The following is a 23,386-nucleotide window of genomic DNA, read 5'->3' as shown; positions in this document are numbered from 1 at the left end:
TTTTTGCCAGAGAAATAAAAGCTATATATTCATCGGCTTATGATCAAGGCAGATGTGCCGACTCTGAACGGCCTTTCTGTGAAACCGCTCCATTCCGGCGGGCACGTCGAGTAGGTTTCTCGACGCGTCGTGGCCTGATGATATCATGACCGGCCAAGAAGTTGGAAGATGCCCTCTCCTCGTCGCATCATGTTCCTCATCCTCCGATAGCACTGCGCAAGCCGAGTTCTCGGCGTCGGCAAATTGCCACGCGCTCACAGACGCCATGCTAGAATACCGCCCTTCCGAGCGGAGAGGTACCGAAGTGGTCGTAACGGGCCCGCCTCGAAAGCGGGTTGGCGCCTAAACAGCGCCACGTGGGTTCGAATCCCACCCTCTCCGCCATTCTTCCGAACCTTCCTCTGAGGAGTCCCGAGCCGTGTTGCGCCCCCTACCCTCGTTCCCGGCCGTCGTCCTCTCCGGCATCCTCGCCGCCGGCGCGCTCGCCGCGATCCACGCCCTGACCTTCGGGGCGGGGCCCGAGCCGGCCCCCGGCGACGCGAAGTTCTACACCGTGGCGCAGCGCTACCTCGACGAGACGCTGCGGCTGTTCCCGGCCCAGGCCTCGGTCAACGGCTACCATCGCTATGACGCCGACCTGGAGGATTTCAGCGCCGCCGGGATCAAGAGGATGACCGACACCTTCAAGCGCCTGCAGAAGGATCTGGCGGCGGTGGATCGATCGAAGCTCGGCCTCAGCGCCCAGGTCGACCGCGATCTCCTGGTGCAGGACTGCGAGTCGAACCTCTTCACGCTGACGACGCTGCGCCCCTTCGATCGCGATCCCCTCTTCTACAACGACGTGCTCGGCAACAGCACGCTGTTCGTGACTCAGGTGGCGCCCGACGCGAAGGAGTTCCCCGAGCGGATGGCGAGCCTGATGGGAAGGATGAAGAAGATCCCCGCCTTCCTCGAGCAGGCCAAGAAGAACCTCAAGAACCCGGCGGAGATCCAGACGAAGTTCTGCCTGGTCCTGAACCCGGGGAACATCGAGTTCTTCGAGAAGACCCTTCCGCCGCTCTCCGGGAAGGTCCCCGCCCTGCGGGAGGACCTGCATCGCGAGAGCGCCAAGGTGATCGGGGCGCTGCGCGACTACCAGAAATGGCTGGAGAGCGACCTCCTGCCGCGCTCCAAGGGCGACTGGCGGCTGGGCAAGGAGCTCTGGACCCGGAAGCTCCGCTATGCCCTCGCCTCCGATCTGACTCCGGAGGAGATCACCCGCCGGGCCGAGGAGAAGCTGAAGAAGGATCGGGAGGAGATGCTCGCGGTCGCCCAGCCGCTGCACGACAAGATGTATCCCGATCACAAGCACCAGGAAACCGGCGACGATCTCATCAACGTCGTGGTCAAGGAAACGCTGGCGAAGCTCGCGGAGAGCCATTCGAAGCCCGACACCCTGTTCGCCGACGTGAAGGAGAAGTGGATCCCGAAGATCAAGGGTTTCATCCGCAAGAGCGACATCATCGGCCTGCCGCCGGAAACCGACAACTTCGTCGTGGAGCCGACGCCGGCCTTCATGGACGGGGTCGCCGTCGCCTTCTTCAATTCGGCGCCCCCCTTCGAGCCCGATCTGAAGAAGTCGTTCTGGGTCTCCTCCGTCCCTCGCGGCGGCAGCCCCGAAGAGGACGCCCGAGTGGCGGAGTCGTTCTTCCGCGAGTACAACGACTACGGGTTGCAGAGTCTCATCATCCACGAGGCCTTTCCCGGGCACTACGTGCAGGCCTGGTACGCGCTGAAATCCCCCATGGCGACGATTTACAAGAAAGTCTTCGCTTCCGGCACCTTCGCCGAAGGATGGGCGGTCCTCGCCGAAGAGGAAATGTTCACCAACGGCTTCGCCGCGGGGGATCCGGCGAACTACCTGGTCCACAAGAAATTCGACCTCCGGGTCCCGATGAACGCCCTGCTCGACTCGAAGATGCACACCGCCGGCATGTCCGAGGAGGAGACCGACCGCTGGGCCATGGACCTGATGACCCGGCTCGGGTTCCAAGAGGAGGTGGAAGCCAAGGGGAAGCTGCGGCGCGCCAAGATCACCGCCACCCAGCTCTCCACCTACTTCGTGGGGTTCACCGAGCTCAACGATCTGCTGACCGACGTGAAGGCGCGCGAGGGAGAGAAGTTCTCCCTGAAGAGCTTCAACGAGCGGCTCCTCGGCTTCGGGACGATCCCGCCGCGCGACGCGCGGCGCCTGATGCTCGCTCCGGCTGTGACACCTTAGTACCATTCCGCGTGACGCGGCGATGGAGTCCGCCCATGACCGCCGGACGACGGCTGATGACTCCTACTCGGAACCTTTCGGCAAGGAGATTCCATGCTGAAGCTGCTCTGGGTAGGATGCGGCGGATTCCTGGGGTCCGCCGCGCGCTACCTCCTGGGAGGATGGCTCAACCGGCTGGCGGCGAGGGCGCTGTTCCCCTACGAGACGCTGACGATCAATGCGGCCGGATGTCTCGCCATCGGATTTCTCGCCGGCCTCATCGAGACGCGTGGAGTTCTCGGTCCGGAGGCGAGGCTGTTCGTCCTCGTCGGAATCCTGGGAGGCTTCACGACGTTCTCGTCGTTCGGGTACGAGACGTTTCAGCTCCTGCGCGACGGACAGGCCCTGGCGGGGATGATCAACGTGGCCCTGCAGGTCTTCCTGGGAATCGGCGCGGTCTTCGCCGGGCACGTCTTTTCCCGGCTCTTTTAGAGCACCCGCGATGATGTTGCCCGAGGCAGGCCAGCTGCTGCGCATTTTCATCGGCGAGAGTGACAAGCACGACGGGATGCCGCTCTACGAATGGATCGTCCGCCGAGCGCGCCAGGAAGGATTGGCCGGCGCCACCGTGATTCGCGGCGTCGAGGGTTACGGGGCGCACAGCCGCCTGCACACCGCGAAGATTCTCCGGCTTTCCGAGGATCTTCCGCTCATCGTCGAAATCGTGGATACGCAGGAAAAGATCGAGAGCTTCCTGCCGGTGATCGATGCGGCCATCCCCGAGGGGCTGGCGACGCTGGAAAATGTCCGGATTCGCTTTTACCGCAGCGGTTCTTGAGAACCCGAACCCTTGTGCAAGGGAGGACGATCTTGATGAAGACCAGCCTGCTGCTTGCCGCCGTCTTGGCGCTGGCGCTGATCCCGGCCGCCGGAGCTGAGGAAGCCCGTCCCGCCAAGAAAGATCCGGCGGGATTCGATCGCCTGAAGGCCCTGGCGGGCGAGTGGGAAGGGAAGACGAGCGATGGAAAGCCGGTCAAGGTGACCTACAAGGTGGCCTCTTCCGGCTCGGCCGTGGTCGAGACGCTCGACGCCCCCGGCGACATGAACATGGTCACCGTCTACCACGCCGACGGCGACAGCATCCTGATGACGCACTACTGCGCGGCCAACAACCAGCCGCGGATGCGCGCCAAGGCGGCCTCCGCGAGCCCCCGGGAGCTGGCCTTCGCCTACGTCGACGCCGCCAATCTCGCGGGGCCCGACGAGGGGCACATGTCCGCCCTGACGCTGACGTTCGAGGACGCCAACCACCTGGCGGAAGCCTGGACCTGGACCGGGCCGGGCGGGGGCAAGCCGGAGGTCTTCGAGTTCCAGCGCCGGAAATAGATCCGATCGACGACGATTGAACCGGCGCCGTGGCTTCGGCTACGATGCAACGGCGCGCCGCGCGGAGAGATGTCCGAGTGGCTTAAGGAGCACGCTTGGAAAGCGTGTGTGGGGGTAACCTCACCGTGGGTTCGAATCCCACTCTCTCCGCCATTTTCCCCCTGAAGACCGGAGCCCGGAGGAGCGCAGCGTGTCGCTGGAAGATCGCGTCAAGGAGTATTACACCCTGTTCGGGGAGAGAAAGCTCAAGGAGCTGGAGGCGCTGTTCACCGACGACAGCCTGATCATCGACTACAACGGGGTCGAGCACCACAGCTCGGGCGTGGTCAGGATGTTCGAGCTCTTCCCCCCGACCACGAAATTCGAACTGCTCTCCGCGGTCTCCGACGGGAAATCGGTCTTGGCCGCCTTCCGCGTGGAGGGCGGCCCCCCCGACCGGGCGGCTCTCGGGCGCGACCTCTTCGTCTTCTACGGCGACAAGATCCGGGTCCTCGAGACGACGCTTCCGCCCACCTGAGGCACTAAAGCATTCGTTTTCGGGTCATCGCGGCTTTTTCGGCCAGATCGTCCAGACGCCGTGGGCCACCGCCAGGATCTTCCCCTGCGGATCACGGATCTCTCCTTCCGCGAAGGCGACGCTCCGGCCCCGTCGGGCTACTCTCCCCTCGGCGGCGATCACGCCCGGGAAAACGGGCTCCCGGAACTGCACCGAAAGCTCCAGCGTGCCGGTCCACTCGCGGGGGCGGATGGCGGAGACCACCGCGGCGCCGAGCGCGGTGTCGAGGAGGGATGCCACGACGCCGCCGTGCGCCACTCCCCTCCTGTTGAGGTGATCCGGCCCGACTTCCAGCTCGTAGCGGGTCCGTCCCGGCTCCCGCAGGGTGCAGCGGCTTCCGAGCATTTCGTTGAACGGAGTGGTGGCCTCCGCAAGCTTTTTCATGGCCCGGTATCGTAGGGGACGGTCCCGCCGGGTGCAACTCGAGGCTTTGCCGGCGCCTCTTGACCCTCCCCGCCGGCGCGGCTATCCTGCCTTTCCCGCCTTGGACGCTCAGCGGAGAGAACCCTATGGCCGAAGACAAGCCCGATCCCGCCCTCGACGATCTCCTGCACGAGAACCGGGTCTTCGATCCTTCCCCCGAGTTCCGCAGCCGCGCCGTCGTCGCCGACGAGGCGCTCTACCGGCAGGCGAAGGACGATCCCGAGGCGTTCTGGGCCGCGGCCGCCTCGGAGCTTGCGTGGGAGAAGCCCTGGAAGAAGGTCCTCGAGTGGAACCCGCCGCACGCCCGGTGGTTCGTCGGCGGCACGCTCAACGTCAGCGTGAACTGCCTGGACCGGCACCTGCAGGGGCCGCGCCGGAACAAGGCGGCGCTGATCTGGGAAGGCGAACCGGGAGAGCGCCGGACCTACACCTACAAGGACCTGCACCGCGAGGTCTGCCAGTTCGCCAACGCCCTGAAGTCGCTCGGAGTGGCGCGCGGCGATCGCGTCGCGCTGTATCTCCCCCTGATCCCCGAGCTGCCGATCGCCATGCTGGCCTGCGCCCGGATCGGGGCGGCGCACACCGTGATCTTCGGCGGCTTCTCGGCCGAGGCCCTGCGGGACCGGATCAACGACGCCCAGGCGAAAGTCCTGATCACCGCCGACGGCGGCTACCGGCGGGGCGGCCTGATTCCGCTGAAACAATATGCCGACCACGCCTTGGAAGGGTGCCCGTGCGTGCAGCACGTCGTGATCGTGAAGCGCGGCGACTTCCCGCTGCACGTGAAAGAGGGGCGCGATCATTGGTGGCACCGGCTCATGCAGGAGGCATCCGTCGCGTGCCCTCCCGCGTTCGTCGACTCCGAAGAGCTTCTCTACATCCTCTACACCTCCGGCACGACCGGCAAGCCCAAGGGCATCGTGCACACCACCGGCGGCTACCTGACCGGCGTCTACGCCACCACCAAGTACGTCTTCGACCTCAAGGAGGAGGACGTCTACTGGTGCACGGCCGACATCGGATGGGTCACGGGCCATTCCTACGTCGTGTACGGCCCGCTCGCCTGCGGCGCCACGGTCGTGATGTACGAAGGTTCTCCCGACTGGCCCGACCGGGGCCGGCTCTGGAAGACGATCGAGAAATACGGCGTCACCATCTTCTACACCGCGCCGACCGCGATCCGCGCCTTCATGAAGTGGGGCGACGCCCATCCGGCGGCCGCCGATCTCTCGTCGCTGCGCCTGCTCGGCACGGTCGGAGAGCCGATCAATCCCGAGGCTTGGGTCTGGTACCACTCGCGGATCGGCGGCGGCCGCTGCCCGATCGTCGACACCTGGTGGCAGACCGAGACCGGCATGATCCTAATCGCGCCGCTGCCGGGCATCACGCGCCTGAAGCCGGGATCCGCCACCTTTCCCCTTCCGGGAATCGACGCCGCGATCTTCAACGAGCGCGGCGAGGAGGTCGCCTCCGGCGGCGGCTACCTCGTCCTGCGCCGCCCCTGGCCGGCGATGCTGCGGGGCATCTACGGCGACCCGGACCGTTACGAGAAGCAGTATTGGAGCCGATTTCCGGGAGTCTACTTCACCGGCGACGGAGCGAAGCGGGACGAGGACGGCTATTTCTGGCTGCTCGGCCGCGTCGACGACGTGATGAACGTGGCGGGGCACCGGATCGGCACCATGGAAGTGGAATCGGCCCTGGTCGATCACCCCGGTGTGGCGGAGGCGGCGGTCGTCGCGGTCGCCCACGACATCAAGGGCCAGGCGATCGCCGCCTTCGTCACGCTGAAGGAAGGGGCCGCGGCACGGCTCGAGCTGGCGGAGGAATTGAAGGCGCACGTGGTGAAGAAGATCGGGGCGATCGCGCGGCCCGAGCAGATCCTGTTCACGGCGGAGCTGCCCAAGACCCGCTCGGGAAAGATCATGCGGCGCCTGCTCCGAGACGTGGCCGAAGGCCGGGCGCTCGGGGACACGACGACGCTCGCCGATCCCACCGTCGTCGAGCAGCTCAAGCAGAAATACGAAGAGGAGGGGGAAGCCTAGACACTAGAAGTCGAGCTGCACCCCGAACTCGAAGCGGCGGCCGAACCGCCGCTCCCCGATGATTTTCCTGATGTCCCGGCCGGCGATCCCCTGTCTCTGCTGGATCTCGAACACTCGCAGGCTGTCGCTGTTGAGAATGTTGAAGACCTCGAAGAAACCGGAAGCGGCGGCGCTCCCCATCACGAAGCTCTTCTGCAGCCGGGCGTTGAAATCGTAGGTGGCGTGGTTGCGGTGGTTGTTGCGCGGCTCACTCTCCAGCCCCTTCGGGCCGATGGATCCGTAGAGCAGCCTCTGCTGAACGTACCCGACGTCGTCGGACGCGTCCCGCAGCTGGACCATCGAGTAGGGCAGCCCGGAGGCCCAGGTCGCGATCCCGCCGAGCTGCCAGTCCCGCGGCAGGTTCGTCTTGGCGCTCAGCTTGATGACGTGGCGTTGATCGTAGCTCAGGAACCCGGGCTCGAACTCGGCCAGGGTGGGATCGTCGCCCACGTCCGAGAGGAAGCTCTCCGCGTTTCCCCAGCTCTTCGAATAGGTGTAGTTGGCATTCATCTGCCATTTCCGGCTCAGCCGGCGGGCGATCTCCAGCTCCCAGCCGCGGTAGGTCTGCTGGTTATAGTTCCCCAGGCGGAAGACCCGATTCAGAAAGAAGTTCTCCACGTAGAGATCGGGGAGTCCGTCGAGCGCGCAGGTCGCCGTGCCGCAGACCGTCCCGTTGCGGTCGAGGTACCTCCCCGTTTCCGGATCGCGCACCGCGTGGTGGTTCAGGTCGATGTCCTGGAGCTGATCCCGGTAGTCCCGCCGCACGTAGGTGACCGAGAAAGTGATCTCGGGCGCCAGCTCGCGCTGGTACCCGGCCGTCACCTCGTCGCTGAAGGGGGTCCGCAGTCGGCGGTCGATCTGGAAGGCGGTCGGCGGGGATAGGGAGACACTGCGGCCCACTTGCCCGTTCGGGACGCCCAGGATGGTGAGGCCGTCGGGGTCGAAGGTGTACACCCGCGTGAATTCGTCCGGCCCCTCCTCGAGGACCATGGTGTTCAGGAAGAGCTTGTCGTAATAGCGGTTCCACGAGGCGAAGAGCTTCGATTTCCCGTCGGAGCGCGGATCCCAAGTGACGCTCAGGCGGGGCGCCAGGTTGTTGTTCTGGATGCGGATGTCCTCCGGCGTCCGGGGGCGGACTCCGAGCTGCAGCAGGCTCGCCAGCGACCCGCTTCTGCCGATCACCGGGCCCAGCCCGGGGGCGAAGACCTCGATGTCGGCGTTGTGCCGCGTCATCCGCCGGGGCGCGAGGCTTCTCAGGGTGGTCAGGAGGGTCGACAATTGGAGCGCGGCCTGCGCGTCGCTCGCATATAAAGGATCCACCTCGATTCCCTTCGGGCTAATCGAGTCGAACAAGTCGGAGTCCACGCCCGTAAGGGCCATCAGGTTGCTGTAAATCCGGCGTTCCTTGTGAGGGTCGAACGAGGTGAAACCGAAGGAGGTGAGATCCTCGCGGTCGAAGCGGAGGCCCAGCCCGAAGGTCAGGTTCGGCAGAGGCTTGTAGGTGTCCTGGAGGTAGAGGCCGAGGTTGCTCCCCGCAGCCGTGTTGTTCACGAAGATCGGCACTCCCATGAACGCCGTGAGCAGGGTTTCGCGCGCCAGGCCGCCGGATCCGAAGGAACGGCCCTGGATCTGGGAGCTGGGACGCAGCCAGGTGTCCCGATCGAAGCCCTCCCGCTCGTAGACGGCGCCGAGCTTGAAGTCGTGGGTCCCGAAGAATTCCGGGACGTAGACCGAGAGGTCCTCGCGCCAGGTCAGCCGCGTCCGGTGATCGGCATACTCGTAGGGGTTCGGCCCGCTCTGCCTTCCCTCCACGTCGATCAGGTAGCCCCGGTCCGGAGGCAGCGGCGCCTGGTATTCGCCATACTCGTGGATTCCGTTGTGGTTGCGATCGTTCCAGAAGGGGTACGGCGTGTAGCCGGAGTCTCCCACGACGTCGAGCAGGCCGTTGCCGTTCCGATCCTCGGAATCGAATCGGCCATTCCCGGCGGTTCCCGGCACGATCTTCTCAGGGCAGTTCCATGCCTGGCAAAAGGTCCCGAGTCCCGTGTCCTCCTCGGGATCGGCCTTCCCGTTCAGGTTCGCATCCGTTTCCCGATCGATTCTGCCGTTGCAGTTCACGTCCTCGTGGCTTTTCCCTTCGCAGGCTACCGCGTCCGTGAGCCTCCCGTCGCCGTCGAGATCCTCCTCGCGTTCCAGGAGCGTGTCGTGATTGAAATCCTCCCAGAGATCGTAGGCCGCGTCGCGATCGTAGTCCTCGCCGCTGTCCAGCTCGGACACCTCCAAGAGGCCGTTCTGGTTGCCTCCCAGTTCGGGGAACTGATCGACGTACAGGATGCCGTTGCGGTTGGTGTCGGGATCCAGGGTCGGCGTCCGCGCGAAGCGGTTGTCGAACCAGGAGACGGTCGACTCCAGCAGCGTCTGGGGCCCGAAGATCGACTCCCCCTTGAGGGTGTAGGTCGGGCCGCCGCGCTCGAAGGAATATCCCGATTCCGTGTTCACCAGGCTGTCGATTCCTAGATTGTCGTCCCGGGTGTGGTCGAGGCTGAGCGAGAAGACCAGCTTGTGGCTGGCGGCGAGCTGCGCCGTCGCCTTGACGAACTGGCGGTAGCCGCGCGTCGGGATGACGAACGCCTGGGTCACGGCGTTGACCGGGTTCTCCTGCTGAATGTACTCGCTCGCCAAGTAGTACCAGAGTCGATCCTTGCGGATCGCCCCCGACAGCGAGAGGAAGGGATAGAGATCGGTGAAGCGCAGGTCCCGGAAGCCCTTCGCCTCCCCGATCCCCCCCTGCACGTCGGGGGGATCGATTCCCGCGCCGTCGCCGTCCAGCCGGTGGCTCCGGACGAACATCTTGAAGGTCGCCTGGAACTCGTTGCCCCCCGACTTGGTCACGACGTTGGCGAAGCCTCCCTGGGCCCGGCTGAATTCGGCCGAGGCCCCCGAGGTGATGATCTCGATCTCCTGGATCGACTCGATGTTGAGCTGCTGCCCGTAGTAGCCGGTGAAGGGATCGGTCGTGCTCACACCGTCCACCAGGGTGACCATGTCGGTATCGCGGGCGCCGTGAATGTTGGGGTTCCCCGTGTCGTTCACGTCGGTGACCCCCGGCGCGAGGCTCAGGATATCCTGATAGTCCCGGCCCAGCACCGGCAGCCCGGCGATGAGCTCGGAGGAGAAGACGGTGGAGGTGGTCGGGCGCTCGGTATCGACGACGTCACCCTGGGCCTGCACGCGGATCGTCTCCCGCAGCTCCGCTTCGGGACGCAGGACGATGTCGGCGGCATGGACCTCCCCGGCCGACAGCTCGATGTCCCGGAATTCGATCGTCGAGAATCCGGCCAGGGAGGCGCGCAGCCGGTACCCCGGGCCCGGGGTCAGCAGGGCAAAACGGAACTTTCCGCCGGCGTCGGTGACGGTGCCGCGCTCCGGAGAGGCCAGCGTGTCGTTGCGGAGGACGAGGACGACCCCGGGGAGAGGCCGGCTGTCGCCGTCGACGACCGTCCCACGGATCTCGCAAGTCGTGGCGGCTCGCAGCCCCGAAAGGATCGAGGACCCGCCGAGGCACACCAGGAGGATCAGGGCGCGGCGCGTCAGGCTGGCGGCCCGGAAACGAGCTTTACCCTGTCTCAAGCGACTTCCTGCCCGGCCCAAAGGGACCGTTCTCCCGCGTGCGCGCCGATCAGATTGGAACGCTTCGAGCCCGAAACGTTTTCTTGACTTAATGATACGGCGATCCGCGGGGGCGCGCAAGAGACGATTCGGCTCTTGATCGTCGCGGCGGACGCCGGATAGAATGCGGCGCATCGGGGGCCCGGCGACCCACGCTGCGGGATCGCGATGCATGACGAGAACGACACCGGCCAGGGAGAGGTCACGCGCCTTCTGATATCCTGGCGCGACGGGGACTCGCGGGCCGCCGAGGCCCTGTTCACCCTCCTTTATCATGAGCTGCGCGCTCTCGCCCGGCGCCAGATCTGGCGCCCCGCGGGCGAGTCGACGCTCAACACCACGGCCCTGGTGCACGAGGCCTACCTCAAGCTGGTCGACGGTTCCCGCGTCAACGTACGGGACCGCGGCCACTTCTTCGCCCTCGCCGCGCGCGTCATGCGGCAGATCCTGGTGGACCATGCCCGCTCGAAAGCGGCGGCCAAGCGCGGCGGCAACGTCCCGCCCGCCCCCCTCGACGAGAATCTCGGAGGCACCTCCCCCGTCGCCGAGGAGGTGGTGGGGGTGGACGAGGCGCTGAAGAAGCTCGAAGCGCTCGATCCCCGCCTGGGAAAGCTCGTCGAATTGAGGTTCTACGCTGGACTTTCCGTGGAGGAATGCGCCGAAATCCTCGAGACCTCCCCCCGCACCGTCAAGCGCGACTGGCAGAAGGCCCGAGCCTTCCTGTATCACGAGCTCGGCCGGCAGGGCGGCCCCTAAGGGCTCCCCCCGGCCCCTGCCGGACCGCCTGATCGCGCCTTGCCGCGAATCGGTGCGCCTTCCTGGCCCCGCCCGGCCTCCGTTTCCGTGGATCGGAATGAGCCGGATTCCCTCGGAGGCCGGGCATGGCTGTGGAAATCACTCCCATCCGATGAGGCCCCGCCGCCGTCATGGACGACGACATCACCCCGCGAGAATGGCGCCGGCTCAGCGGATTGCTGGACGAAATGCTGGAGCTTCCCGCGGATCTTCGAGCCTGCCGGCTCCAAGCGATCGGCGCGCGGGAGCCGGCCCTGAAGGAGCGGATGATGGCACTGCTAGCGGCGCTCGATCGCGCCGGCGATTTCCTCGAGTCACAGGCCCTGAACCGCCTCCGCGAAAAAGCGGCGCGGCGCGCCGCCGTTCTCCCCGAGAAGGAGGAGCGATCATGACCGGGCGCCCGGCGGGCGCGCCGGCGGCCTCTCGGAGGGGCCCGGCGAAGGGAGGGCAAGCATGACGATCGCGGCCTGGGCTCCCGCCATCCTCTTCGCCGCCGTCCTGCTCGGACTGGCCTCGCTGGTGCACCTGCGGAACCATCTGGTGCGGCTCAAGAACCAGGTCGCGAACGCCCTGGCGAGCGTCGACGCGATGTTGAAGAAGCGCCACGATCTGATCCCGAACCTCGTCGCCGCCGTTCAGGGCTTCATGGGCCACGAGCGGGAGATTTTCACGCGCATCACCGAGCTGCGTGCCGCGGCCCTGGCCCGCAAGCTCCCGCCGCCGGAGAGGCTGGCGCTGGAAGAGTCTCTCTCCCGCGAGCTCGCGGGGCTCACCGTGGCTGTGGAGAACTATCCCCAGCTGCGGAGCAACGAGAACGTGCTGCAGCTCCAGCAGGCCCTCAACGAGGCGGAAGAGCAGATCGCCGCCTCCCGGCGCTTCTACAACAGCGCCGTCACCGAATACAACGTCGCGCTGCAGACCTTCCCCTCCAACCTGGTCGCCTCGATGCTGGCCTACCGCTCCGAAACGCCGTTCCAGGCCTCCGAGGCGGAGCGTCAGGTCCCCGAGGTCGGCCGCCTCCTGGGCCGCTAGGGGGAGCGATGGAAGCGCCGGCGACGATCGCGCGGGTGCCGCTCCCGTCGCTTTACGAGGAAGCCCTCTCTCCCGCGCTGCGGGAGCTGGACCGCCAGGCGCGCCGCTTCAGCGCCTTTCTGAGCGCCGCGACGATCCTGGCCGCCCCGCCGGCGCTCCTCGCCGCCTGGCGGCTCCACCTCCGGCATCCCGACGGGGAGCGCTGGGTCCTTCCCCTCGGCGCCGTCCTTTTCGGCCATCTGTTCGCGCGGATGGGCTTCGACGGCTGGTGGAAGCGGCGCTTCAAGCGCCGGGTCCTGGCGCCGTTCGTCGCCGCCTCCCAGGACGGCGTCCGTTACGAGCCGGACGGCTTCGTCGCGGCGGAGGTCTTTCACTCGTCCCGCCTGTTTCCGCTGCAGGCCGACGATTATCGCGGGGAGGATAGGATGTCGGGCACCGACGGCGAGGTGCGGTTCGAGCTCTCGGAGATTCGCGCCCGGCACTGCGTCAAGCGCTGGTCGCCGCTCAAGCGCATCGACCGGGAGGCATGGGTGCCGCTCTTCCGGGGACTCTTCTTCGTCGCGGACTTCAGCAAGGGGATGGAGGGGACGACCCTCGTCCTGCCGCGCGCCGCCGGAGCGCTGCGGGAGGAAGTGGTGAAGGCGATTCGCCGGGAAGGCCGCGGGAAGCGGGAGACGGTGGAGCTGGAGGATCCGGAATTCCGGCGGGTCTTCGAGGTGATCGCGGACGATCAGGTGCAGGCGCGCTACCTCCTCTCCCCCGGCCTGATGAGCCGGCTCTTGGAGTTCCAGCGGGACCGCCGGGAACCCTTCGCCCTATCGCTCACCGCGGGAAAGGTGTTCTTGGCCCTGTTCACCTCCCAGGACCTCTGCAAGCCGATCCCGCCGCGCGAAGTCCGGGAAGCGCTGGCGAGCCCGGACGCCAGGAAAGCGATCCTCGGGCGCCTCGGGGCCACCTCGCAGGATCTCCGCTTCGGCCGCGATCTCGTGGAGGAGCTGCGTTTGAACGTTCGCATCTGGTCGCGTCCCGACAAGGAGGATTCACGATGAAATCGACCGCCGTTCTCGTCTCGATCGCTCTGGCCCTGTCTCCCGCCCTGGCCTTCGCCGACCTCACGCTGAAGGGCAGCGGGAGCGGCAGCGGCCTCGGCATGTCGGCCTCCGGAGAGACCGCGATCTACATCAAGGGCGGCAGGATGCGAAGCGACTGGACCCAGGGCGCCAAGTCGCAGAGCATGATCCTGGATCTGGATCACCAGCGGATGATCGTCCTGGACCACGCCAAGAAGAAGGCGGAAGTGTTCGATCTCGCCAAGATCGCCGCCGATCTCAAGGCCATCCCGGACGGCGACATGAAGGTCGAGATCAAGCCGACGGGAAAGACCCGCTCCATCCTGGGAAGGACCTGCCAGGAGTTCCTCCTGCGCGTCGTCGTCCCCTACGCCGATCCCTCCGGCATGAGCGTCGACACGATCCTCAGCGGACCCGCCTGGATCGCCAAGGACTCCCCCGGAGCGTCCGACTATCGCTCGTTCTACCTCAAGGCGGCCGAAAAGGGGCTGTTCTTCAACCATCCCGCGGCGGCGAAAGCCCAGCCGGGGCGCGCCAAAGGGACGACGGCGCTCTACAAGGAGCTGGCGAAGCTCGGCGTTCCCTACGCCAGCGACATCCGCGTCGACTTCCAGGGAACCGGCCTGCTCGCCCAGATGATGAGCAAGATGGGCGAGATGAAGAGCGGCTCCACCGTCTCGCAGGTCTCCACGGCGCCGCTCCCCGACCACCTCTTCGAGGAGCCCGCCGGCTACAAGATCAAGGCCAAATAGACCCGCCGGCCTCGGCACCGTTCGTTGACGCTCCCCGCGGGCCTGCGATAAGATGCGCCCGAATCGATCACTCCCGCGGGGAAAGGAGCCGGCGCGACGGCCGGTTCGAGCCCCGCGCAATGCGAATCCCCGAATTCCGCCAGGCCCGGAAGGGAGCAACGGTAGGGACTTGTTCGCAGGTGCCGCGGGATCCCTTGAACCGGCTCTCGGGCCGGCGCTTTCTCCCCGCGACCGGGAAAGCCCGATGCCCTATCAGGTCCTGGCCCTCAAGTACCGGCCCCAGACCTTCGACGAGGTCGTGGGGCAGCGGGCGGTCGTCCAGACTCTCAAGAACTCCCTCGAGGGGAGCCGCATCGCGCACGCCTATCTCTTCTCGGGGGTGCGCGGCGTCGGCAAGACCAGCGTCGCCCGCCTGCTCGCCAAAGCGCTGAACTGCGTGAATGGCCCGACGGTGCGGCCGTGCAACGTCTGCTCCTCCTGCGTCGAAATCGCCGCCTCGTCGTCGCTGGACGTCCTGGAGATCGACGGCGCCTCCAACAACAGCGTGGACGATGTGCGGGACCTCCGCGAGACGGTGCGCTACGCCCCCTCGCGGGATCGCTACCGGATCTTCATCATCGACGAAGTCCACATGCTCTCGAGCTCGGCGTTCAATGCGCTGCTGAAGACCCTCGAGGAGCCCCCTCCCCGCGTCGTCTTCATCTTCGCGACCACCGAGCATCGCAAGATCCCGGTGACGATTCTCTCCCGCTGCCAGCACTTCGAGTTCCGCAAGATCGCCCGCCGCGAGATCGCCGCGCACCTCGGCAGGGTGTGCGCCGCCGAGGCGGTCTCCATCTCGCCGCACGCTCTCGATCTGATCGCCCGCCTGGCCGACGGATCGCTGCGGGACGCCCAGAGCGCCCTCGACCAGGTGATCGCCTACTCGGGATCCGCGGTGAAGGACGAGGACGTGCGCACGATTCTCGGGGTGCTGGATCGCGAGATCCTGCTCGCTTTCATGGAGAAGATCGCCGCGAAGGACCCGGCGGCGCTCCTCGAGCTGATCGACCGCGTCCTGGAGACGGGGCACGACCCGGTGCTGTTCCTGAACAGCCTGATGGAGCAGGCGCGCGACCTTCTCCTTCTCAAGGTGGCAGCCGACTCCCCGAAGACGCTCGAGCTCGCCGAGGAGGACCGGGCGGCGATGGCCCCGCTCGCCCCGCGCTTCTCCGAGGAAGACCTCCTGCGGATCATGGACGGCGTGGCGCGCGAGGAGGGAAGGATCCGCTTCTCGGCGCAGCCGAGATACCTCCTGGAGGCGCTGGCGGTGCGCCTGTGCCATCTCGCCGACCTCACGCCCCTGGAAGACCTGCTGGCCCGTTTCCCCGAGGAGGACGAACCCGTCGCTCCGAGGATGCCGCCCGCGGCCGATCCGCCGCGCGGGGCCTCCGCGGCCGCCCCGTCCGAGCCGCCCTCGCCCCGGCCCGTGGCGGAGCCGGTCGCGGCCGGCGAGACCCCGGCGGGGGGCGCGGTGCCGCCCGCTCCGCCGGCCGATCCCGGCGAAGTCCGCCGGCAGGTCGAGGCGATCCTGGAGCGCGTCGATCGCGAGCGCAGCACCCTGGGCGGCTTCCTCAGCCATGCCGCTTTTTTCGATCTGGAGGACTCCGCCTTCGTGATCTCGCTGCCCGAGGACAAGGCCGTCTTCCGGGCGAGCATCGAGCGGAAGGAATACCTTTCCTTCCTGCGCGACACGATCGCGGCCGTCACCGGCAGGCGTCTGGAAGTGAAGATCCGGCTGGCGCGGCCGGCGCCCGCGCCGGAGATCGCGGCTCCCGCCGCCGCGGGCGAGGCCCGCGACTCGAAGCGGAAGCAGCTCCTGGAGGAGGCGCATCGCTCCCCCGTGGTGAAGTCCTTCCTGGATCTCTTCCAGGGGGAGATCAGCGACATCGAGGAGGTGTAGCAAGCCCATGGTCGACATCAACGCCATCATGAAACAGGCCCAAAAGATGCAGGAGCGGCTCCAGAAGCAGCTCGCCGAGATGCGCGTCGACGGAGCCGCCGGCGGCGGCATGGTCACCGTGACGATGAGCGGGACGAAGCAGGTCCTCGCCGTCAAGATCTCCCCGGAGATCTTCGCCTCGGGCGATGCCGAGATGCTCGAGGATCTCATCCTGGCGGCGGTGAACGTGGCGACCCAGAAGGTGGACGAAGCGGTCCAGCAGGAGCTGGGAGGCCTGGCCGGCGGGATGAAGATTCCGGGACTCTTCTGAGGCGATGGACTACGCCGATCCGATCGAGCGTCTCGTGCAGGCGCTCAAGCGCCTGCCCGGCATCGGCCAGAAATCGGCCCAGCGGCTCGCTTTTGCAATTCTCCACCAGCCCCGCGAGGAGGCGCTCGCCCTGGCCGCCGCCGTCACCGAGGTGAAGGACAAGATCCGGCTCTGCTCCCAGTGCTGTCACATCACCGACGTCGACCCTTGCCGCTTCTGCGCCGACGAAGGCCGCGATCGGAGCTCGATCTGCGTCGTCGAGGAGCCCAACAACCTGCTGGCGATCGAGAAGACGCGCGAATACCGGGGCCTGTATCACGTCCTGCACGGGTCCCTCTCGCCCCTCCGCGGCGTCGGGCCCGAAGACCTCAAGATCGAGCCGCTGCTCGCGCGCATCGGCGCCGGCGGAATCCAGGAGATCATCCTGGCGACGAACCCGACGGTCGAGGGCGAGCAGACGGCGGCCTACCTCTCGCGCCTCCTCAAGCCGCTGGGCGTCCGGACCAGCCGCATCGCCATCGGCATTCCGGTGGGCTCCGAGATCGAGTACACCGACGAAGTGACGATGTCCAAAGCGCTGGAGGGTCGGCGCGAGATCTAGAGTCCGGGGTCGCGTCGCCAGAATCTCGTTACACGGGACGGGTTCACCCGCGGCGGGTTCAAGCCGCCGGGTCCAAACCGGCCTTGAATTCGCCGGTCCCCTCGACGAGAATAGGGCCGCTTCGGCTCGGGAATCACAGGATCCCCTCACCGCGAAACTCCCGGCACGCGACGGCGGCGCGCGCGCCGGGCCGCCGCCCCACCGAGGAGCGGTGCGGCCCTCGCCGCCCGGGAGATCGCCGATGAGCAGCGAAGGCGCCGGCTTTTTCCATCCGTCGCGACCGGGATTCCGTTTCACCGTCCTCTTCTTCGTCGGGCTGTTGCCGCTCGGCAGCTATTTCGCGTACGACACCATCGGGGCGATGGCCCCGACGTTGATCGAGGCGTGGCACACCAACCGCCAGTCGATCGGGTGGCTGTACACCGTTTACAGCCTGGCGGCGATCCCGTCGCTGCTCGTCGGCGGCCTCCTGATCGATCGGATGGGGACGCGGCGCTCCAGCCTCCTCTTCTCGGCGCTCGTCGTGATCGGGGCGGCGATCGTGGCCGCCTCGGACAGCTTCGGGATGGCGGCGCTGGGGCGCGCCATCTTCGGGGCCGGGTCCGAGACGCTGATCGTCGTCCAGAGCGCCATCCTGGCGCGCTGGTTCCGGGACCGCGAGCTGGCGCTGTCCTTCGGCATCACGCTCTCCCTGGCCCGACTCGGCACCCTCTTCAGCTTCAACACCGTCTCGCTCATCGCCGTGCGCAGCGGCTGGAAGCTGGCCTTCTGGATCGCCGCCGGCCTCTGTGTGGCGAGCCTCCTGAGCAACGTCGTCTACTTCTTCCTCGACCGTCGCGGCGAGCGGGTCCTCCGGCTCCACGACGAAGGGGGCGGCGACAAGATCGTGGTGGGCGACATCGTCCGCTTCCGGCCCGCCTACTGGTACACGGTCGTCCTCTGCGTGACCTTCTACTCGGCCATCTTCCCGTTCACCGATCTCTCGACCGACTTCTTCCACGACAAGTGGGGCCTGCCGCTCGCGGCGGAGGAGACGGGAAGCTTCCTGCAGGGCGTCTTCAGCAATTTCCTCCACATGTTCTCCACGGCGCCCGGCACCACCTCGATCATCATCTTCGCCTCGATGATCTGCGCCCCCTTCGCCGGCGGGCTCGTGGACCGGATCGGCAAGAGGACGGCGCTGATGATCCTCGGCTCCCTGCTCCTGGTTCTCAGCTACCTCCTCCTGGGGTTCACGCGAATCCCTCCCTACGGCCCCATGATGATCCTGGGGGCCGCCTTTGTGCTCGTGCCGGCGGCGCTCTGGCCGGCGGTGCCGCTGCTGGTCGAGAAGGAGCGGACAGGGACCGCCTACGGCACGATGACCATGCTCCAGAACATCGGCCTGGCGCTGTTTCCCTGGCTGAACGGCCGGCTGAGGGACACCACCCACACCTACACGGCGAGCATGCTTATGTTCGCGTCGCTCGGCATCGTGGGCCTGATCTTCGCCTGGCTCCTGCGCCGCGCCGACCGCTCGGCCGGATCGATCCTGGATCGCGGCAAGGTAGCCTAGACGCCCGGGTGCGAGCTTCGGCGCCGCCCTTTTTTTCCGTTATAATGCGCGCCCTGACATGGCTTCCACGTTCCGTTCCCACTCTTCCTCTTCCGCCCGCGTCGCGGGGCTCGACGCGGATCCGCTCCGCTTCGCCAGCATCCTCATCTATTGCCGGTCGAGCGTGATTCTTTCGCTGCTGATCTTCGGAGGCTTGGGGACGAAGCTCTATTCCGACCTCTATGTCCACCTGATCCGGCAGGCGACTCTCCGGCTGGCGCGCGGCGGCGCCCCGCCGGAGGCGCTGTTCTTCGGCCTGTTCCTCGCCGCGCTCTTCTTCGCCTCCCGGACGAAGCCGTGGATGGAAAAGGCGGCGATGCTCGTCCTGGCGGCGAATCTCGGGATCTTCCTGCTGCGCGGCGGATCCCGGGTGAACTCGCAGATCTATCAGCTTCTGTGCGTCGTTTCCCTGGCGCTCGATCTGTCGCTGGTCGCTCTGGTGACCGCCTTCTATCGCCGTTACCCGCCCGTGCTCCGGCTGGCGGCCGAAGCGGCCGCGGCGGCGCCGGCGCCGCGCGGCGTGGCGCGGGGGGGGAAGAATCCTTGAGCGCTCCCGCCGCCCGCCGGCCGGCCCGCTTCCGGGGCGGGGCGTCCGCCTGATGCCCAAGACCAAGGATTGTCCCTATTGCGGCGCGCCGAACGGCGTTTACGCGACCGAATGCTCCTCGTGCCACCGCTCCCTGATCTTCGAGATGCCCTGGGGCGTCAGCCTCCTCACGCTGGCAGTCCTGGGCGTTCTGGCCTATCTGACCTTCTATTTCCTCGAGTTCCTGCGCTCGAAGATCCTCTGATGCGATGATGCACCGGCTGCTCGCCCTCTCCCCCGCTTTGGCGCTCGCTCTCGCCGCCTTCCCGGCCCGGCCGCTCGCGGCGGAAGCGGTCGGGGGCGGCGCCTGCGTCCTGGGGATTCTGGCCGGCGCCGGCGCTCCGCCGCGCATCGCCTTGCTCGGAGAAGGGCGGGAGACGCGGCCGGTCATCTTCGATACCGGCTATCCGGTCTCCGCCGTCGAGAAATCCTCCGATCGCCAGTCGCTCGCCGGGGGCCGCGGCCGTTTTGGCTGCGAGGTCCAGCGCGCCGAGAGAACGCTTCTCGACTGGGAAGCGGACCTCCTTGAGATCCTTTCGCCCGCCTGGCGCGGCGAGGCGCTTCTTCATCAGGGGGAGGTCGGGCCGGCGATCGAAGCCTTCGCGGCCGGCCTTCCGGATCCCCGGTCGGTGCTCTGGCTCCGTCAGGCCGCCCGGAACGTCCCCGGGGCGGTCGCGCCGTCCCTGGCCAAGGCGCTGGCGTCGCGCGATCGATCCCGGGCGGAGTCGGCGCTCGCTCCTCTCGGATCGCTGATCTCGGCGCACCCCGCTCTGGCGAGAGAAGCGGTGCAGATCGCCCTCGAGGCGCGGCACCGCGAGCTCCGTCCGCGGGTCCTTCTGCTGGCCGGCGAAGAGGCCGCGGGATTGCGGGCGGGCAGCCCCGCTTCGCTGGCGGCCAAGGAGCTCACCGAACGCATCGAAAAGGCGCTGTCGGGACGCGACCCGGCGGCGCGGGCGGCGGCCGCGGCCGCGCTGCTCGTGGCGGAGCCCGATCCCTCCGGGACGATTCCGCTCCTGGCCGCGGCGCTGGCGCGCGAGAAGGATCCGGAGGCCCGGGCGGCGCTTTTTTCAGCGCTCGCGGAGGCTGGAGGGATCGAGGAGATTCTGCGGCAGGCCCGATCGGCCTCGGGCGAGCGGCGCCGGGAGGCGCTCTGGGCGCTCGCCGACGCCCCCGGACGTCCCACCGGGAAGGACGATCCTCTTCTCCGAATCCTGCGCGACGAGGGAGCCGACCCGTCGGAGGTGGTGCGGCGGCTCGCCCGCCGCCCGGGCGCCATCGACGCCGTGTGGCTGCCCCACCTCGAGAGAATCTACCCGTCGTTGGGAAGCGCCGAGCGGGCGCTGGTTCCTCCCCTGCTTTGCCGAGCGCTCCTCGCCGGCGAAACCGAAGGAACGTCGGTGCTTCGCGAGATGCTCCGCGGGGAGAAGTCGCCGGAGGCGGCCGCAGCCCTGGCCGCGGCGCTCGGAGCGTGTGGCGCCGGCGATCGCGAAGCGGCGCTGGCGACGCTTCTGCCCATGGTGTCGGACGCCGGGGGGGAGGAGGCGGTGCGGGGCGCAGCGGCCCGGGCCGCGGCCGATCTCGTCGCCTCCGCCGATCAATACGAGCGGGTCTTCGAGCTGATGCGAGCGCTGCTGAGCCGCGCCGATCTTCCGGCACGCCGCGTCGCCCTGGGAGGGCTGCTCCATCTCGCCCGGAAGGATCTCTACCGGCCCGCTCTCCTCCTGGCGGACGTGGCGCTGCGCGAGGAGGGGAACGATCTTGGCCGGACGGCCCGGGAGGGGCTCGGCGAGCTGTTCGATCTGGGGCCGGGCCCGGTGACCACCGCGCTGCGCCAGACGGGAAAGACCCTGCCGGAATCGGACCAGGAGAAGATCTTCGCTCTATACGCGCGGCTGAAGCCCGAGAAGCGCGATCGGATCCTGCAGCGCTGGAAGGCTTCCCTGCAGGTTCCGGGGGCCCGGATCGCCCCCGGAATGCGTTCCGAGATGCTGGCGCTCGCCGATTACTGGCCCCGCGAAATCCTCGAGCTGCTCGTGCCTTACTTCGCCGCCGCGCCGGAAGAAGATCGCCTCGCCCTCCTCGAGCTGCTCGTCGCCCTCGGCCGGCACCTTCCGGATCAGGTCCTCAACCTCCTCGCCGTCCCGGAGGGCGCCTCGCCGCGCTTCAGGGCCGCGGTGGAGGAAGCCACCGCCGCGACCCTGGGGCGGCGTGTCCTGGCGGCCGGTGGGGCGGGACGCGAGGAGCTGATGCGCCTGGCGCTGGATTGCGCCGACGCCGCCATGAGGACGCGGGGCCGCCGGGCGCTGTGGCTCCTGGCGCGGGAGAACCCCGCCGTCCGGCCGTTTCTGGTCCAGTGGGCCAGATCCCAGCGGGCCAAGTCCCCCTGTCCGCTGCGCGTCGAGCTGGGGAGATGGCTGGGAATGGTCTCGGAGATGGCTACGACGAAGATCCCGGTTTGGCCGGAGGAATCACTGGAGCCACGGACGGTGCGGTACCCTCCAGATACTTCTGGGGATTCTGCGCCAGCTCCTTCAGCGCCTCCGGGGAGAGATGGGGGAACTTGATCTGGTCGCCCGCGTGCAGAAGGTTGATGTCCTTCCTCGGCCGCTTCGGATCGTATTTTCCTTCCGCGTCGAAGTAATTGGCCTTCTCGTACAGCAGCCGGTTCTGCGATTGCAGCCACACGTAGGCCGCGACCAGGGAGGCGATCTCCTTGTCGGCGGGATTCGTGAGGTCGACGCCCAGCGCCGCGCCGTACTTGATCCCCACTCCCCAGGCGCCGTACTTGTCGTCGTCGGTGACCGTGTAGGTGATGATCGGGTGCTCTTCGGTGAATCGATGAGGGGTCGGCTGAGGCTCCTTCAAGGTCTTGAACCCCTCGCGCACTGCCACGGTGTCGTAATACCACTTGTCCCAGGTGTACCCTTCCACCGGCTGGAAGGCAGGGCCGAGCGACGCCACGTCGAGCTGCCCTTTCAGGATGCGACGAGCGTATTCGGCGAGAGCTCCCTGGATCTCCGTGTGCTCTTCGTAATAGCTCTTGCCCGTCTCCTTCGCCTTCTCCGAAACGGGAAGGGAGGCCTGGGGGGAGGGGGGGGGAAGCTCCGGGGGGAGGACCCTGCCTTCGTTGGTGTCCGTGAGCAGGTACAAGGTGAAGGCGCCGGCCACCACCAGGAATCCGACAACGACGGCGATTGTGAGGAGGCGCTTGCGCGTCTCGATCGGTTTCTTCCGTTGGTCGAGATCGCGCTGCAGCGATTCCAGGAAGCCTTCATCGATTTCCGGCATCTTCTCCCCACGCGGCCCTGCGCCCGCGGCGCGGTTCCGGACATGCCATGCCGTCTCCCCGGCTGGGGCGCCACGGCGAAACGGTCACCAGGAGATGCACGATCGAAGGAGGGTGATTATATGCGAGCCGCTTCTTCTGTCAAACGGGAACCTGGAGGACGGCGCGCGGCGCGGCGGCCGGAGAGAGGCCTCCCTCGATGGATTCCTGCTTCCAACATCGGATAAGCTTTCCGCGGCCGTAGCGGGTTATTGGAGCGCGCCATGGAAACCGCCTTACTGGCAGGATGGCTGGCGGGAGCTGTTCACGTCCTCTCCGGGGCCGATCACCTGGCGGCCCTGGCGCCCTTGTCGGTCGAGGCGGGGCGGCGCGCCTGGCGCGCGGGCCTGCGCTGGGGGCTCGGGCATTCCTCGGGCGTGTTGCTCGTGGGCGCCGCCGCGTTCCTTCTGCGCGGCGCTGTCGACCTCGATTCGATCTCCGGCTGGGGCGAGCGCATCGTGGGAATCGTCCTCGTCGCCCTCGGGCTCTGGGGATTCCGCCGCCTGTTCCGCGACCGCCTCCACAGCCACACCCACGATCACGCCGGCCGCGTGCACGCCCATTTCCACGTCCATGGCCCCGCCGCCGCGCATGAATCGCCCCAAGCGCACCTCCACAGCCACACCGCCTTCGCCGTGGGGACGCTGCATGGGATCGCCGGGACTTCGCACCTATTCGGATTGCTTCCGGCCCTCGCGCTTCCGACTCCTGAAGCGACCTGGTCGTATCTGGCCGGCTTCGGCGGGGGGACGATCGCGGCGATGACGCTGTTCGCGGGAATCCTGGGATGGGCCACGCCGCGTCGAAGCGCCGACGGGCTGCGCGCCTACCGCGGCCTCCTGGCCGTCGCCTCCAGCCTCACCCTGCTCGTTGGCCTCGGCTGGATCCTCTTTCCCTGGCTCGGCATCTCTTCTTAGTGGCGCGTCACGGCCGGCCGACTCCCTCGACGTCACGCGACGAGGGGCGAATCGTGAGCCGAAGGAAGAGGGTCGGCCGGCGTCGACTCGGCGCGGCGCCTTCCT

At 67.5% G+C, this 23,386-nt stretch carries 21 protein-coding genes, 2 tRNA genes, 1 other RNA gene and 1 riboswitch; of the genes, 22 read left to right on the top strand and 2 right to left on the bottom strand.

The features are described 5' to 3' along the window. Positions 1-290: 290 nt before the first annotated feature. The 7 genes from VGR67_15470 (at position 291) to VGR67_15440 (ending at position 4,142) form a co-directional block, all read left to right on the top strand. A tRNA-Ser gene (locus VGR67_15470) sits at positions 291-384 on the top strand. A 34-nt stretch (positions 385-418) separates the two neighbouring features. Beyond that, positions 419-2,260 (top strand): DUF885 domain-containing protein, encoded by a 1,842-nt coding sequence (locus VGR67_15465; GenBank protein HEV8337811.1) that lies wholly within the window; start codon positions 419-421, stop codon positions 2,258-2,260. 9 nt (positions 2,261-2,269) lie between these two features. After that, a riboswitch (Fluoride riboswitch) is annotated at positions 2,270-2,333 on the top strand. 20 nt (positions 2,334-2,353) lie between these two features. Beyond that, the gene (gene crcB / locus VGR67_15460; protein HEV8337810.1) at positions 2,354-2,731 is read left to right on the top strand and encodes a fluoride efflux transporter CrcB; all 378 of its coding nucleotides are present in this window, start codon (positions 2,354-2,356) and stop codon (positions 2,729-2,731) included. Between the two features lie 10 nt (positions 2,732-2,741). Continuing rightward, the gene (locus VGR67_15455; protein ID HEV8337809.1) at positions 2,742-3,077 is read left to right on the top strand and encodes a DUF190 domain-containing protein; all 336 of its coding nucleotides are present in this window, start codon (positions 2,742-2,744) and stop codon (positions 3,075-3,077) included. A 35-nt stretch (positions 3,078-3,112) separates the two neighbouring features. Then, a complete protein-coding gene (locus VGR67_15450; GenBank protein ID HEV8337808.1) occupies positions 3,113-3,625 on the top strand; it encodes a hypothetical protein in 513 nt (170 codons plus the stop codon). A 63-nt stretch (positions 3,626-3,688) separates the two neighbouring features. Next, positions 3,689-3,778: transfer RNA gene (locus VGR67_15445), tRNA-Ser, on the top strand. 37 nt (positions 3,779-3,815) lie between these two features. Further along, positions 3,816-4,142: a nuclear transport factor 2 family protein gene (locus VGR67_15440; protein ID HEV8337807.1), complete on the top strand. Its 327-nt coding sequence runs from the start codon at positions 3,816-3,818 to the stop codon at positions 4,140-4,142. Between the two features lie 24 nt (positions 4,143-4,166). On the opposite strand, the gene VGR67_15435 is transcribed toward VGR67_15440, so the two are convergent. After that, a complete protein-coding gene (locus VGR67_15435; GenBank protein ID HEV8337806.1) occupies positions 4,167-4,565 on the bottom strand; it encodes a PaaI family thioesterase in 399 nt (132 codons plus the stop codon). A gap of 125 nt (positions 4,566-4,690) precedes the next feature. On the opposite strand from VGR67_15435, the gene acs reads away from it, so the two are divergent. Next, positions 4,691-6,649, top strand: coding sequence for an acetate--CoA ligase (gene acs, locus VGR67_15430; GenBank protein HEV8337805.1), 1,959 nt, complete (start codon positions 4,691-4,693; stop codon positions 6,647-6,649). Between the two features lie 3 nt (positions 6,650-6,652). Here acs and VGR67_15425 read toward each other — a convergent pair whose 3' ends face one another. Further along, positions 6,653-10,318, bottom strand: coding sequence for a TonB-dependent receptor (locus VGR67_15425; protein ID HEV8337804.1), 3,666 nt, complete (start codon positions 10,316-10,318; stop codon positions 6,653-6,655). 207 nt (positions 10,319-10,525) lie between these two features. Between VGR67_15425 and VGR67_15420 the strand changes: the two genes are divergently transcribed. The 14 genes from VGR67_15420 (at position 10,526) to VGR67_15355 (ending at position 23,281) form a co-directional block, all read left to right on the top strand. Beyond that, positions 10,526-11,113, top strand: coding sequence for a sigma-70 family RNA polymerase sigma factor (locus VGR67_15420; protein HEV8337803.1), 588 nt, complete (start codon positions 10,526-10,528; stop codon positions 11,111-11,113). A gap of 170 nt (positions 11,114-11,283) precedes the next feature. Beyond that, positions 11,284-11,544, top strand: a complete 261-nt coding sequence (locus VGR67_15415; protein ID HEV8337802.1) for a hypothetical protein — start codon at positions 11,284-11,286, stop codon at positions 11,542-11,544. Positions 11,545-11,605: 61 nt separating this feature from the next. Then, positions 11,606-12,184, top strand: a complete 579-nt coding sequence (locus VGR67_15410) for a LemA family protein (protein HEV8337801.1) — start codon at positions 11,606-11,608, stop codon at positions 12,182-12,184. 8 nt (positions 12,185-12,192) lie between these two features. After that, positions 12,193-13,233, top strand: a complete 1,041-nt coding sequence (locus tag VGR67_15405) for a DUF3137 domain-containing protein (protein HEV8337800.1) — start codon at positions 12,193-12,195, stop codon at positions 13,231-13,233. After that, a complete protein-coding gene (locus VGR67_15400) occupies positions 13,230-14,006 on the top strand; it encodes a DUF4412 domain-containing protein (protein HEV8337799.1) in 777 nt (258 codons plus the stop codon). Before VGR67_15405 ends, VGR67_15400 begins: the two co-directional genes overlap by 4 nt. Positions 14,007-14,114: 108 nt before the next feature. Continuing rightward, positions 14,115-14,201, top strand: an RNA gene (ffs, locus tag VGR67_15395) — signal recognition particle sRNA small type. Positions 14,202-14,250: 49 nt separating this feature from the next. Beyond that, positions 14,251-15,948 carry a DNA polymerase III subunit gamma/tau gene (gene dnaX, locus VGR67_15390; GenBank protein HEV8337798.1) on the top strand — a complete coding sequence of 566 codons (1,698 nt, stop codon included), beginning with the start codon at positions 14,251-14,253 and terminating at the stop codon, positions 15,946-15,948. 7 nt (positions 15,949-15,955) lie between these two features. Next, positions 15,956-16,258 (top strand): YbaB/EbfC family nucleoid-associated protein, encoded by a 303-nt coding sequence (locus tag VGR67_15385; GenBank protein HEV8337797.1) that lies wholly within the window; start codon positions 15,956-15,958, stop codon positions 16,256-16,258. Positions 16,259-16,262: 4 nt separating this feature from the next. Then, positions 16,263-16,859, top strand: coding sequence for a recombination mediator RecR (gene recR / locus VGR67_15380; protein HEV8337796.1), 597 nt, complete (start codon positions 16,263-16,265; stop codon positions 16,857-16,859). 241 nt (positions 16,860-17,100) lie between these two features. Beyond that, complete coding sequence (locus tag VGR67_15375; GenBank protein HEV8337795.1) at positions 17,101-18,414, top strand: MFS transporter; 1,314 nt, start codon at positions 17,101-17,103, stop codon at positions 18,412-18,414. Positions 18,415-18,472: 58 nt separating this feature from the next. After that, complete coding sequence (locus tag VGR67_15370) at positions 18,473-19,000, top strand: hypothetical protein (GenBank protein ID HEV8337794.1); 528 nt, start codon at positions 18,473-18,475, stop codon at positions 18,998-19,000. Positions 19,001-19,052: 52 nt separating this feature from the next. Next, the gene (locus tag VGR67_15365; protein HEV8337793.1) at positions 19,053-19,244 is read left to right on the top strand and encodes a hypothetical protein; all 192 of its coding nucleotides are present in this window, start codon (positions 19,053-19,055) and stop codon (positions 19,242-19,244) included. Between the two features lie 4 nt (positions 19,245-19,248). Then, on the top strand, positions 19,249-21,603 hold the full coding sequence (locus VGR67_15360; protein ID HEV8337792.1) for a hypothetical protein: 2,355 nt from the start codon (positions 19,249-19,251) through the stop codon (positions 21,601-21,603). Positions 21,604-22,588: 985 nt separating this feature from the next. Further along, on the top strand, positions 22,589-23,281 hold the full coding sequence (locus VGR67_15355; GenBank protein HEV8337791.1) for a High-affinity nickel transporter: 693 nt from the start codon (positions 22,589-22,591) through the stop codon (positions 23,279-23,281). Positions 23,282-23,386: the final 105 nt, after the last annotated feature.

Source organism: Candidatus Polarisedimenticolia bacterium (assembly GCA_036004685.1).
In the GTDB taxonomy this organism is placed as follows: domain Bacteria; phylum Acidobacteriota; class Polarisedimenticolia; order Gp22-AA2; family AA152; genus DASYRE01.
Note: the sequence above shows the minus strand (reverse complement) of the source record. Positions and strands in the feature narration are given on the sequence as shown.

Excerpts from the sequence above, each read along its gene's own strand:
- crcB (HEV8337810.1), top strand. The coding sequence starts at position 2,354 with ATGCTGAAGCTGCTCTGGGTAGGATGCGGCGGATTCCTGGGGTCCGCC.
- VGR67_15455 (HEV8337809.1), top strand. The coding sequence starts at position 2,742 with ATGATGTTGCCCGAGGCAGGCCAGCTGCTGCGCATTTTCATCGGCGAG.
- VGR67_15450 (HEV8337808.1), top strand. The coding sequence starts at position 3,113 with ATGAAGACCAGCCTGCTGCTTGCCGCCGTCTTGGCGCTGGCGCTGATC.
- VGR67_15435 (HEV8337806.1), bottom strand. The coding sequence starts at position 4,565 with ATGAAAAAGCTTGCGGAGGCCACCACTCCGTTCAACGAAATGCTCGGA.
- acs (HEV8337805.1), top strand. The coding sequence starts at position 4,691 with ATGGCCGAAGACAAGCCCGATCCCGCCCTCGACGATCTCCTGCACGAG.
- VGR67_15420 (HEV8337803.1), top strand. The coding sequence starts at position 10,526 with ATGCATGACGAGAACGACACCGGCCAGGGAGAGGTCACGCGCCTTCTG.
- VGR67_15415 (HEV8337802.1), top strand. The coding sequence starts at position 11,284 with ATGGACGACGACATCACCCCGCGAGAATGGCGCCGGCTCAGCGGATTG.
- VGR67_15410 (HEV8337801.1), top strand. The coding sequence starts at position 11,606 with ATGACGATCGCGGCCTGGGCTCCCGCCATCCTCTTCGCCGCCGTCCTG.
- VGR67_15405 (HEV8337800.1), top strand. The coding sequence starts at position 12,193 with ATGGAAGCGCCGGCGACGATCGCGCGGGTGCCGCTCCCGTCGCTTTAC.
- VGR67_15400 (HEV8337799.1), top strand. The coding sequence starts at position 13,230 with ATGAAATCGACCGCCGTTCTCGTCTCGATCGCTCTGGCCCTGTCTCCC.
- dnaX (HEV8337798.1), top strand. The coding sequence starts at position 14,251 with ATGCCCTATCAGGTCCTGGCCCTCAAGTACCGGCCCCAGACCTTCGAC.
- VGR67_15385 (HEV8337797.1), top strand. The coding sequence starts at position 15,956 with ATGGTCGACATCAACGCCATCATGAAACAGGCCCAAAAGATGCAGGAG.
- recR (HEV8337796.1), top strand. The coding sequence starts at position 16,263 with ATGGACTACGCCGATCCGATCGAGCGTCTCGTGCAGGCGCTCAAGCGC.
- VGR67_15375 (HEV8337795.1), top strand. The coding sequence starts at position 17,101 with ATGAGCAGCGAAGGCGCCGGCTTTTTCCATCCGTCGCGACCGGGATTC.
- VGR67_15370 (HEV8337794.1), top strand. The coding sequence starts at position 18,473 with ATGGCTTCCACGTTCCGTTCCCACTCTTCCTCTTCCGCCCGCGTCGCG.
- VGR67_15365 (HEV8337793.1), top strand. The coding sequence starts at position 19,053 with ATGCCCAAGACCAAGGATTGTCCCTATTGCGGCGCGCCGAACGGCGTT.
- VGR67_15360 (HEV8337792.1), top strand. The coding sequence starts at position 19,249 with ATGATGCACCGGCTGCTCGCCCTCTCCCCCGCTTTGGCGCTCGCTCTC.
- VGR67_15355 (HEV8337791.1), top strand. The coding sequence starts at position 22,589 with ATGGAAACCGCCTTACTGGCAGGATGGCTGGCGGGAGCTGTTCACGTC.